This window comes from Gemmatimonadota bacterium, from assembly GCA_009841265.1.
Classification (GTDB): Bacteria; JAAXHH01; JAAXHH01; order JAAXHH01; family JAAXHH01; genus JAAXHH01.
On record VXMB01000001.1, the window covers coordinates 157,063 to 168,922 of the forward strand.

Below are 11,860 nucleotides of genomic sequence, written 5' to 3' on the forward strand. Positions count from 1 at the left end.
TGAATAAAAACCGAAGTTACGTGGTACGGGTCCTCATGAAGTGCCGCGCTGCACCGATGATGCCGGCGTCGTCGCCGAGTTTGGCAGGCACGATTTCGAGGATACTAGCGGACCACTTGTATGCGCGCCGCGCCACCTCCGCGCGGACGGGGCCGAAGATCAGATCACCCGCCTTGATGACACCCCCGCCTATGACGATCAGTTCGGGATTCAGCAGGTTGGTGAGACTGGACACGGCCGTGCCCAGGAGCGTGGCGGACCGGTGCATCACCTCGCGCGCCGTCTCATCGCCCCGGTCGGCCGCCTCGGCGATCATCTCGGCGTCGATGCGGCCGGGATCGCCGCCGGCCAGCTCCGTCAACACGCTCGTCTGTCCGTCTCGTAGCCGTTCCCGCGCCTGTTCGGCGATGGCCGTCGCCGAGGCATAGGCTTCCAGGCACCCCGGCGCGCCGCAGCCGCACATTCTGCCGTTCTCCACGACGGTCATATGGCCGATCTCGCCACCCGCGCCGTTGGAACCGCGCCAGACTTCATTGTTCATGATGATCGCGCCGCCGACGCCCGTCCCGAGGGTGATGCATACGATATTGGCAAAACCGGCGGCGCCCCCGACCCAGTGCTCCCCGATGGCCGCCGCGTTGGCGTCGTTCTCGATCGCCACCGGAAGCCCCAGGCGTTCCCGGAGCAAGGACTGGAGGGGAAGATCCACCCATTCCGGCACGTTCGGCGCGTAGACCACGGTACCCGAATCCTCGGGGATCAACCCGGGCGTACCCACGCCCACGCCCGCCACGCGGTCCCTACCGCAGGAATCCATGGTCATCTCGACGCAGGCCACCAGGCGGTCGATCACCTCCCCGGCGGTGCGGCTGCCCGATATGGACTGCCAGGCCCGGTGAGAAATGCGACCGCCTTCATCCACGACGGCGCTGTTGACGTTGGTCCCGCCCAGGTCCACGCCTATGACCAGGTCGCGCTTCATGCCCGCTCCGTGCTTCCGGCCGGATTGGCCAGGTCCGTGCCCGACATCGATTCCGGACAGGAAATACCCATCATGGACAGCACGGTCGGCGCCACGTCCGCCAGCCGCCCGCCGGTGCGCAACAGTCCGTATTCCCGCTTGTCGTCTACGAGGATAAGCGGCACGGGATTCGTTGTGTGCGCCGTATGGGGCGCGGAGGTGTTGGGGTCGACCATCATCTCCGCGTTGCCGTGGTCCGCCGTCACGATCGCCCCGCCACCGGCCGAGCGGACCGCGTCCATCACCTCTCCCAGGCACCGGTCGACCGTCTCCACGGCCGTGATCGCCGCCGGGAGCGAACCCGTGTGCCCCACCATGTCCGGATTGGCGAAATTCACCAGCACGAATTCGTATCCTCCGCCGTGCAGGGCATCGGCCACCCGGGCCGCGACCTCGGGCGCGCTCATTTCGGGCTTCTCGTCGTAGGTGGCCACGTCCCTCGGCGAGGGGACCAGGATCCGGTCCTCGCCAACGAAGGGCCGCTCATCGCCGCCATTGAAGAAATAGGTGACGTGAGGGTACTTTTCCGTTTCCGCCACGCGCAACTGACGCCGGCCGGCCAGGCTGATCGTTTCTCCCAGGATTTCGCGCATGCGTTCCGGCGGACGAAAGGCGCAGGTCACATCGAAACGCGCATCGTAGGGCGTCATGGTGACGATACGTACGTCCGGCACGGTCCCGCGGACGAATCCGTCGAAATCCCTTTCGATGAAGGTCCGGACTATCTGGCGTCCCCGATCCGCCCGGAAATTGAAGAAGATCACCGCGTCGCCGTCCGAGATCACGCCGGCGGACCCGTCCGGTCTTGCGCTGGTGGGACCGTTCTGCACCACACTGGCGGGACCGTCCGCTTCCGGTGTTGCGCCGATCACGGTAGGCGATACGAACTCGTCCGTTTCGCCCCGCTTGTAAGCCGCCTGTACGGCTTCCGCCGCGGTGGCGGCCCGGTATCCCTTTCCTTCGGTAAAGAGTTCGTACGCCTTGCTCACCCTCTCCCACCGGTTGTCCCGGTCCATGGCGTAGTACCGTCCGGTCACGGTGGCGATGCGGCCTACGCCGAGTCGCCTGATGGACTCCTGCAGCGTCTCGAGATAGGCCGGTGCGCTCCGGGGCGCCGTATCGCGGCCGTCCAGGATGGCGTGCACCAGGACGCGATCGCCGGTCAGGCCCCTGCGCCGGGCCAATTCGAGTAGCGCCAGGTAGTGTTTTTCAGCACTGTGAACCAGCCCGTCCGACGTGAGTCCCAGCAGGTGCAGCCGGCCACCCGTTCCCCGAAGCCGTTCCAGTATTTCGACGAACGCGGCGTTCTCGAAGAATGAGCCGTTGTCGATGGCCTCGTTGATCCGGCTGACTTCCTGGCGAACCACCCGTCCGGCGCCCATGTTGAGATGGCCGACTTCCGAGTTGCCCATGATCCCGGGCGGAAGCCCCACGTCCTCGCCCGATGCGCTCAGCATGGTATGGGAATACTGCTGCCACAGCCTGTCGAAGTTCGGCGTCTCCGCCAGCAGAACGGCGTTGGCATCGCCGCGGGGGGCGATGCCCCAGCCGTCCAGGATGACCAGCGCGACGGGAGCATTCATCTGCAAGTACGTACCCCGGCCGTATCGATGCGGGTGCCCGATACCCGTCGGCCGAAAGGTCCCCTATGAAGAAAACGCGGAAGTCACTCCGCGTTTTCTGATGAGTTAAATGATATCCCTGGAAGCCGGACGCGCGGCGGTGTGCCGGACGCGGCTTCAGCGTCTCGCGTTCGTACTAAATGTTATTCTTCGGGAATCCGCAGGCCGACCAGGAACTGGCGATTGGCGCGCTGTATCTGGAACCGGATGGCCTGTCCGGGCTCGAAGTGCCGGAACATGGCATTGAATTCCTGTACAGTCGTCACCGGATCGCCGTTTACCTCGCGGATCAGGTCACCCCGCTGAAGGTTCTTCTCCTCTGCCACGCTGCCTGACCGGACCGCGTTTATGATAACACCCGATCCCGATTCGTAAAAGCGGGTCCACTGCCGCGTGACATCCACGACTTCAATACCGATGTTGCCGGCGGGACTGCTAGACGGCGAATCCTCTCTCGAGGCGGTGCGCGTGGGATCTCCGTCGGGCAGTTCGCCCAGTTCGATCGCGATCGTCACGGGTTCGCCGTCCCGGATCACCCCGAGTTCCACCTCCGTTCCCGGTGAAATACTCGCGATGCGTTTGCGTAGGTCGTCCGAGTTCTCCACGTCAGAGCCATTAAGCGCGACAATCACGTCCTCCACCTGGAGGTCCGAGTCTTTCGCCGGACCGTCGTCGGCGATCATTTCGATGAGTACCCCGGCGGTGCTCTCGAGCCCCATGGACTCCGCCAGTTCCTCCTCCAGGTTATCGATCCCGACGCCCAGGTACCCGCGGCTTACGCGTCCATCCTCTACCAGCCGGGTCATGATGTCACGGGCCATGTTGGCCGGAACGGCAAACCCGATGCCCTGGTACCCGCCCGTCCGGGTGGCGATGGCCGTGTTGATACCCATGAGATTTCCCTCAAGGTCGACCAGTGCGCCTCCGCTGTTCCCGGGGTTGATGGCGGCGTCCGTCTGAATGAAGTTCTCGTAGGAACCGTCAACCGGCAGCACCTGTTTGCGGCCCTTGGCGCTGACTATGCCGGCCGTGACGGTGTGGTTCCGTCCCAGGGGATTTCCTATGGCCATGACCCATTCGCCCACGCGCAGCTTGTCCGAATCGCCGAAGGCCAGGACGGGAAGATCATCGAAATCCACCTTGATGACGGCCAGGTCGGTACGGGGATCCAGACCGACGACCTTGGCATTCGTCTCTCGCTCGTCGGCGAACTGGACGGTCAACTCATCGGCGTTTTCCACCACGTGGTTGTTCGTCAGGATGTAGCCGTCTTCCGAGACGATAACCCCGGATCCCAGACCCTCTAAGGGCCGGGGTTGGACATCGGGCGGCTGCCGGCCGCCGAAGAACTCCTCGAAGGGGCGCCAGAACCGTTGCGCCTGCGCCTGCCTGACCACGCGTTTACTCTTGATCAGCACTACCGAAGGCTTCACCCGCTCGGCTATGGTGGCAAAAGTTTCACTGAAATCCTGAAGCGATCGCTGGTCCGCCGCCACGACCGGCGTGATCGACCGGTAGACGTCCCGTTCTGCAACCGATGCGTCCCAGTTGGATATGAACAGCGCCCCGAGCACCATGCCCGTGACGAGCAGCGCCGCAGCGGCCAGGCCCCCGAACTTCCTTTTCTCCGTCATGCTCGATCTCCCTGTTTTACTGGCTGAATCCTGCTTGATCCAACTATGCATAATACCGGGCGCGCGGCCCGGCGTCAATCGTTTACACTACGCCGCGCGTTGCGTACTCGCCACGTGACAGGCCGTCGCAGCCTTCTGTGCATCACGCTTCCTCACATGGCCGCTCAGTTCAGATTCACGTCCCGGGGCGCAACCGTCACCCCGCCTTCCAGGCTTTCCGCCCACGCCTCGTCGCTTTCCGGTGCGTCGACGGGCTCGTCTTCGACCGGTCCGTCCATGAGCGCCAGTTCCAGGACCTGGTCGATATGGTCGACCAGGCAGAATCCGAGCTTCTCCTTGACGGCCTCGGGCACGTCGTCCAGGTCTTTCTCGTTCCGTCGGGGCAGTATGATGGTGGTGATACCGGCCCGCATCGCCCCGAGGACCTTTTCCTTGATGCCGCCGACGGGCATGACCTTCCCGCGGAGGGTGACCTCGCCGGTCATGGCCAGGTCGTTCCGTACGGGCCGGCCCGTGAACAGGGAGGTCAGTACCGTCACGAGCGCGACGCCGGCGGAGGGTCCGTCCTTGGGTATGGCGCCCACGGGCAGATGGATGTGGATGTCGTGCCCGGCGAAGAACGCCGGGTCGATCTGCCAGTCCGTGGCGTGCGACCGCACGTACGTGAGCGCGGCCCGGGCGGATTCCTTCATTACGTCGCCCAGTTGGCCCGTAAGCGTCAGGCCCTTGCCGCCGGACATCTTGCTGGCTTCGACGAACATGATTTCGCCGCCGGCAGGGGTCCAGGCCAGGCCGATGGCCACGCCGGGTTCGCCGGTGCGCTCCGCGGTCTCGGAGAAGTACTCCGGCGGCCCCAGGTACCGGTGAAGGTCGTCTTCGGACACCGGGATCGGGGGCGCCTTTCCTTCGGCGACAGAACGGGCCGACTTGCGGGCCACCGTACGGATCTTGCGCTCCAGGTTGCGCAGGCCCGCCTCCCGGGTGTAGTCGGCAATGATCCGGCCGATCGCCCGGTCGTCGAAGACCACGTCCTCGGTGGACAGCCCGTGCGTCTCAAGTTCCCTGGGGACGAGGTAGCGCCGGGCGATCTCGATCTTCTCCTCTTCCGTGTATCCAGACAGCTCGATGACCTCCATGCGGTCGCGTAGCGGCTCCGGAATGCCGGCCAGCATGTTGGCCGTGGTCACGAACATGACGTTGGACAGGTCGAAGGGCAGATCGATGTAGTGATCGGTGAAGGTGTCGTTCTGCTCCGGGTCGAGCACTTCGAGGAGCGCCGAGGAGGGATCTCCCCGGAAGTCCCGTCCGAGCTTGTCGATTTCGTCCAGCATGAACACCGGGTTGTTGGTGCCCGCCTTGCGGATGCTCTGGATGATGCGGCCGGGCAGCGCGCCGATGTAGGTCCTGCGGTGCCCCCTGATCTCCGCCTCGTCATGCACGCCGCCCAGCGAAATGCGCACGAACCGGCGGTCCAGGGCGCGGGCGATGGACTTGCCCAGAGAGGTCTTGCCGACCCCCGGCGGTCCGACGAAGCACAGGATGGAACCCTTCAGGTCCGGCTTCAGGCTGCGCACGGCCAGGTGTTCGAGGATGCGGTCCTTGATCTTCTCCAGGCCGTAGTGGTCTTCGTCCAGGATCTCCCGGGCGCGCTCGATGTCCAGTTGATCCTCCGACGAGACCGACCAGGGCAGTTCCGACAACCATTCGAGATAGGTCCGCAGCGTCGAATACTCGGGAGAGATGGACGGGATGCGTTCCAGGCGCTGGAACTCGCGCTCCGCCTCCACCCGGGCTATATCCGGCAGGCCCGCCTCATCGATCTTCTCGCGCAGATCGGACAGGTCCTCACCCTGACCTTCGCCGTCTTCACCGAGTTCCCGCCGGATGGCCTTCATCTGCTCACGGAGATAGTACTCGCGCTGGGCCTTGCCCATCTTGTCCTCGACCTGTGACTGGATGCGGCTGCCCGTCTCCGCCACCTCGATTTCGTGGGCGATCAGGAAGGTAAGCGCCTTCAGCCGGTCCTTGACGTCGCTCAGTTCCAGCATGGCCTGCTGGTCTTCGAGGGAGATCTTCAGGTTGAAGGCGATGAAATCGGCCATCTTGGAGGGCTGGTCCTCCAGATTGAGCAGGGGAATCCGCAACTCCTCGGACATGGTCGGGACCAGTTCGATCAGCCGCTGGAACTGCTCCGCCAGGTTGTGGGCCAGGGCCTTGCCTTCCATGGACTCGTTCTTCCGCTCAGTCTGAAGCTCCGCCCGGGCACGCATGATGGGTTCGGTTTCGAGCACTTCCAGCACCCGGGCGCGCGAGACTCCGTGTACGACCGCGTGGAGGCTGTCTCCGGGCAGTTTCATCGTCTTGTAGATCCGGACCAGTGTTCCGAATTTGTAGAGATCGTCCGGTGTCGGCCGGTCCGTCTCGGGGTCCCGCTGCGCCAGGATCAGGACCATCTTGTCCTGCTGCAGCGCTTCGTCCAGCGCCTTCACGGAACCCGGCCGGTCGGCCACCAGCGCGGCGGCCATGTGGGGATACACGACCAGGTTGCGCACGGGCAGCACGGCGACGGACTCGATCACCGAGTCTTCCCGCAGATTCGTCTGGATTTCCTGGAGTGCCTTGACCTCGGCCATGGGCTACCTCGCTTTCCCTGCCTTCGCTTTACAGCTGCATCGAGAGACGACCGGCCGCACGGGAGACGGTCAGCCGGTTGCACGTACCACCCTGTGGTGCGCAAAGTCGGCGGACGACCGGCCGCCCTCGTGGCTGCTTACCCTCCTTATACGCACGAACCGGCCTGTACGCTTCAATTAGACCGAAAGTTCGTGCCGTAATGCATATATGGAAGGTGCAAACATCATGCCACGGCGATTCCGGCCCTGCGCACGACAGCCTCTCACTGTGATATGCCAAATTGGCATATTCCGCGGTTCGTGAACTGCCATTTCGGCATATTCGACACACCTTCATAACATGGTGCGCTGGATTGGCCGATACGCCGATTCCCGATCCCGGCGCGCTATGCGTGTTGCGTAGCGAACGATTTCCATCCGGGGTGTTTTCATTGACCTTAATGCCAACTGCTTTAACTTGTTGTTTAACCTCACTATGGAGAAAGAAACCATGTATCGTACGATTGCTTCTGTATTGTTTGTCGTAGTCACCTCACCGATCTATGCCCAACAAACAGAGGTGATGATGCTTAATAGCGGTCAAATCACATCGCCTGAGGATTTCTATACTCCTCCACAGGAGCGGGTAGCTGAAAAGAACCCGTGGATTTCGTTCTTGTTATCCACCGCTATAACGGGCAGCGGGCAGTTCTATAACCAACAGTACAGCAAGGGTTCCGCGATGTTCGTCGGTGCTGCCACAGGAATCGGCATGTATTTCTTCTCAAGAGAAGACAACTACACGCACTCGATATCCTTCAAGCATATCGATCGGAAAGACAACGATAGTATGGGCAATGTAGGAATAGGTTTGACATTGGGTTTCATCGTGTGGTCCATGGTCGATGCGCAAATTTCGTCCATCAAAATCAACGAGCGCAATCAACTGGCTGTGACCATGGGACCCATGATTGCCAGAGATCGGTTGGGGGTAGTACTCAGCCTGAATATCGACTAAGGGCAGGTCTTCAATACGGTACGTTGTCCGTGCGTTAAACGAACGATTTTGAGGAAACTCCATTTCTCCAGAAAAGGAATACCTAATGAAACGTCCTTTCAATCGGATCATGACGTCCGCCCTGGTCTGCTTCCTGCTCGCGGGATGGGCCGTGGCGGGTTGCGGCGGCGAAGACGGCGGTGAAAGCCAGGACCACGGAGCGGAACCGGTCGAAGTCGAAGCGCCTGATCCCAATACGGAGGCTCGCCAGGAGCACATGAGAGAGATCGCCCAACTCTGCGAGGGCATTGCCCGGGCGATCGAGGAAGGTTCGCTGGGGACGATCGGGGCCGACGTGACGCATCTCAAGGAAATCATGGAAGACGTATCGACGATGCCGCCGCGGTACGACTCCTCGAGGTACGGGTTCTACGCCTCCGACTTCCAGATACGCGCCGAGACGCTCATTGCCGCCGCGGAGACCGGTTCCGCCATCGAGGCCGACTCGGCGCTGCAGGACCTGACCATTACCTGCGGCGTTTGCCATTACAACTGCCAGTTTCCGGCCGTTCCGTAAACCCCGGCAGGACCGTAAACCCCGGCAAGGAGGAACCATGATTCGCCAGATCACCGCCGCGCTGGCCTGCGCGGCGCTCATAGCCGCGGCGTGCGGACAGTCCGATACGTCCGATACGTCCGAAGCACCCGCGCCGCCCGAAGAGGAGTCCGCACCCGTGAATCCGATGAACGAATACGGCATGACGGCCAGCAACGTTTTCCTGTACTACGCCGACGTGGAAGCGGCGACGACGTTCTACACCCGGACACTGGGCTTCGCCGTAGCGGCCGATTACGGGTTCGCCAAGATCCTCCGCGTGGGGCCGAGTTCCTTCATCACCCTCGTCGACGAAGAGATGGGCATGCACAGCGCCAGCGATCCCAAGACCGTCGCCATCGCCCTCATCACGGACCAGTTGGACGAGTGGTGGGACTACATGAAGGACCAGGACGTGGAGATGCGCTTCCCGTACAACCCGGTCGAGGGACGCCCCCATCACGGATTCGTGGCCATCGACCCCGAGGGCTATCTCCTGGAGTTCGAGCGGTTCAACGAACACGCCGAGAACGAGATGCTGATCCCGGTGCTGAACGAGACCGAGACCATCTATCCCGCCGAAGGAGTGTCCGACGTGCCTCCGGGACTGGGTTTCAAGGCGACCGTGGTGTGGTTCTACTACAAGGACATGCCCGCGATCCAGGCCTTCTACGAGGATGTCATGGGCTTCGACCTGATCGTGGACCAGGGGTGGACCAAGATCTACCGCATCTCACCCTCGGGCTACATGGGCCTCGTGGACGAAACGCGCGGCATGCACAACTTCACGGAGAAGAAGGCCGTCACCATGTCCTTCTGGACGGACCGCATCGACGACTGGTACGCCTACGTCAGCGGCCACGGTTCCTTCGAGATGCGTTCGGAGAAGGTGGAGGAAACGGACCGCTACCGCGCCTTCGTCGCCTACGATCCAGAGGGCTACTTTCTCGAGTGGAACGTCTTCAAGGACGCGCCGGACAACGAGACCCTTCACCGGATGCTGCGGGGCGAGGAGTAGCCCGGAGCGAGGAGTAGCCTGGGGCGAGGATTATAAGGGACAGAAATGGCGATCATCCGGCCCTATAACCCGGAACGCGACCAGGACGCGATTATCCGGGTCTGGCGGGAAGTCCACTGGATCACAAACGACGAACAGGCCAAGTGGGCGCCTCAGTTCATGGAGAAAGCCCGGACCGACGTGGCTGAAGTGAACGGTGAGGCGGAGTGCCAGGCCTCTTCGACCGACGGCACGTTCCGGTACCTCGACGAAGACCTCACCATGTCCGCCATCGTGGGGGTGACGACCAGCCGGATCGCCCGGAAACAGCGCCTCGCCCAGCGGGTCACCGCGCACCGTATCGCCCAGGACGCGGCGAACGGCGTGGAGATCTGCACGCTGACCATGTTCGAACAGGGATTCTACGACCTGATGGGGTTCGGTACGGGTCCCTACGGACACAGGGTACGCTTCGATCCCGCCGACCTCACGATAGACCGTCCGTTCCGGGTTCCCAGGCGCTTGAAGGCCGACGACTGGGAAATGATCCATGCCGCCATGATTAACCGCAGGCTGACCCACGGCGGCTGCAGGTTATATCCCGCGGAGTTGTTGCAGGTCGAGCTGAATCATGCGGAGAAATCCTTCCTTCTGGGGTATTGCGACGGCCCCGGCGGCGAACTGACCCACTTCTTCTGGGCCAGCGACCATGAAGAACACGGCCCAAGCTACATCTACATGATGGCCTACCAGGACCACGACCAGTTCCTGGAACTGCTCGCGCTCATGAGATCGCTCGGCGACCAGATCCGGCTCTTCCAGATGGTCGAACCCCCTGACGTGCAGCTCCAGGACCTGATCAAACAGCCCTTCCGTGCCAGGATGGTGTCCGAAAAGGGATCCTTCAACACCCTGATTCGGGGTGATGGCTACTGGCAGGCCCGGATCTGCGACCTGGAAGCCTGCATGGCCAAGACCCGCCTGGACGGGCCGACGGCGCGGTTCAACCTGGCTCTGGAAGACCCGATCGAGAAGTATCTGGACGCAGACGCGCCCTGGCGCGGACTGAGCGGCGAGTACGTTGTTACGCTTGGCCCGAAATCCAGCGCCAAATCCGGCACTGACCCCGCCCTTCCCACGCTGACCGCCTCGGTGGGCGCCTTCACCCGCATGTGGCTCGGTGTCCGTCCCGCCACCGGCCTGGCCGTCACCGACGACCTCGACGGTTCCCCCGAACTGCTGTCCGCGCTGGACCGGACCCTGCGCCTGCCCGTGCCGGGGTTGTGCGGGTGGGAGTACTAGGTTTCGTAAGGCCTTTTCGACTAATCCAGTAATCGCGTCATCCTGGCTTCTCTTTCTTTGTGAATTCAGGCTTGACGCGGTCTCCTTACTAATTTATTATCAAAGTAAGGAGGATCGGCATGTTTTTAAAAGTCACATCTAAACGACAGGTCACCTTCCCCGCCCGGGTTTTGGATGCCCTCGGCGTAGGTCCCGGAGACCAAATCGAAATCAGCGAGGGGCCGGATGGTTTCATTCTCAAGCCCCGGCGTATTGACTATTCCCGTCTAGGGACATTGAAGGGTAAACTCAGACGTGGCCACGGTACGTTCGATATTCAAGCCTTCCGCGAGCAACCCTATGACCCGTCGCTTAGGGATTGATACCTCGGTGCTTGTACTTTTAATCACAGAGGATCCGGAAGCTGAATTCGAAGACTGCGTGGAGAAGCTCCGTTCGCTGGTTGAAGATAGTGGTGACGAGATATTCGTCTCGAACCAGGTCATCGGTGAAGCTTACGTTGCCGTGCAACTGCATTACGGAGTAACCAAGGCCGAAGCCCGGTCCTCGTTGCTCAATACGCTTCAAAGCGGTCTGGTCTCTCCGCTCAACGGTCCGACCGTCATTGCTGCTTTAGAAGCTAAAGGCGGACCAGGTCTGTTTGATCGTCTCATCGCCAACGACTACGCCCGCACCGGGCTTGAAGTCCTCACGCTGGACCGAAAGATGGCCAGTTTACCTGACGTGAACCGCCTGTAGCGACCACGCACGACCGATCCGTCACAGCTTCGGATCCGGATCACGGGTATTCTCGCCGCCCGCCTGAATCAACAGGTAATTCATCGTCGACGCGGCCTGGCGGAACTTCATCGCTTCCTGGTACGCTGGATCGTTGTACCACGCCTCCGCGTGCGCCCTGCTGGGAAACTCCAGGATCACCATCCGCCCGTCGTAATCCCTGCCCTCGACACAGGCGATTTCCTCGCCCCGCGTCAGGAACCTCCCTCCGTGTTTCTTGACGATGGGAGGGATCCAGTCGGTGTATTTCCGGTAGGTATCGGGATCGTGGACGGACATCATGGAGATGACATAAGCAGGCAT

General features: G+C 62.0%; 11 protein-coding genes. 6 read left to right on the forward strand and 5 right to left on the reverse strand.

Features of this window, described 5'->3' with window-relative positions:
• Positions 1 to 16 precede the first annotated feature (16 nt).
• The 4 genes from F4X08_00600 to lon all read right to left on the reverse strand — a co-directional run bounded on the left by F4X08_00600 (position 17) and on the right by lon (position 6,910).
• Positions 17 to 982 carry an ROK family protein gene (locus F4X08_00600; GenBank protein MYD24299.1) on the reverse strand — a complete coding sequence of 322 codons (966 nt, stop codon included), beginning with the start codon at positions 980 to 982 and terminating at the stop codon, positions 17 to 19.
• Positions 979 to 2,604: a 2,3-bisphosphoglycerate-independent phosphoglycerate mutase gene (locus F4X08_00605; GenBank protein MYD24300.1), complete on the reverse strand. Its 1,626-nt coding sequence runs from the start codon at positions 2,602 to 2,604 to the stop codon at positions 979 to 981. The genes F4X08_00600 and F4X08_00605 overlap by 4 nt, the downstream gene beginning before the upstream one ends.
• A gap of 182 nt (positions 2,605 to 2,786) precedes the next feature.
• Entirely contained in the window at positions 2,787 to 4,328 is a 1,542-nt protein-coding gene (locus F4X08_00610; protein ID MYD24301.1) for a Do family serine endopeptidase, read from the reverse strand.
• Positions 4,329 to 4,441: 113 nt separating this feature from the next.
• Complete coding sequence (gene lon / locus F4X08_00615) at positions 4,442 to 6,910, reverse strand: endopeptidase La (GenBank protein MYD24302.1); 2,469 nt, start codon at positions 6,908 to 6,910, stop codon at positions 4,442 to 4,444.
• Positions 6,911 to 7,400: 490 nt separating this feature from the next.
• On the opposite strand from lon, the gene F4X08_00620 reads away from it, so the two are divergent.
• The 6 genes from F4X08_00620 to F4X08_00645 all read left to right on the forward strand — a co-directional run bounded on the left by F4X08_00620 (position 7,401) and on the right by F4X08_00645 (position 11,518).
• Positions 7,401 to 7,907: a hypothetical protein gene (locus F4X08_00620; protein ID MYD24303.1), complete on the forward strand. Its 507-nt coding sequence runs from the start codon at positions 7,401 to 7,403 to the stop codon at positions 7,905 to 7,907.
• 85 nt (positions 7,908 to 7,992) lie between these two features.
• Positions 7,993 to 8,463 carry a hypothetical protein gene (locus F4X08_00625; GenBank protein MYD24304.1) on the forward strand — a complete coding sequence of 157 codons (471 nt, stop codon included), beginning with the start codon at positions 7,993 to 7,995 and terminating at the stop codon, positions 8,461 to 8,463.
• Between the two features lie 37 nt (positions 8,464 to 8,500).
• Positions 8,501 to 9,499, forward strand: a complete 999-nt coding sequence (locus F4X08_00630) for a VOC family protein (protein ID MYD24305.1) — start codon at positions 8,501 to 8,503, stop codon at positions 9,497 to 9,499.
• A 45-nt stretch (positions 9,500 to 9,544) separates the two neighbouring features.
• Positions 9,545 to 10,780 (forward strand): GNAT family N-acetyltransferase, encoded by a 1,236-nt coding sequence (locus tag F4X08_00635; protein ID MYD24306.1) that lies wholly within the window; start codon positions 9,545 to 9,547, stop codon positions 10,778 to 10,780.
• Positions 10,781 to 10,899: 119 nt separating this feature from the next.
• Positions 10,900 to 11,142, forward strand: a complete 243-nt coding sequence (locus tag F4X08_00640) for an AbrB/MazE/SpoVT family DNA-binding domain-containing protein (protein MYD24307.1) — start codon at positions 10,900 to 10,902, stop codon at positions 11,140 to 11,142.
• Positions 11,120 to 11,518, forward strand: coding sequence for a type II toxin-antitoxin system VapC family toxin (locus tag F4X08_00645; GenBank protein MYD24308.1), 399 nt, complete (start codon positions 11,120 to 11,122; stop codon positions 11,516 to 11,518). The genes F4X08_00640 and F4X08_00645 overlap by 23 nt, the downstream gene beginning before the upstream one ends.
• Positions 11,519 to 11,539: 21 nt before the next feature.
• Here F4X08_00645 and F4X08_00650 read toward each other — a convergent pair whose 3' ends face one another.
• Entirely contained in the window at positions 11,540 to 11,860 is a 321-nt protein-coding gene (locus tag F4X08_00650; GenBank protein MYD24309.1) for a DUF1330 domain-containing protein, read from the reverse strand.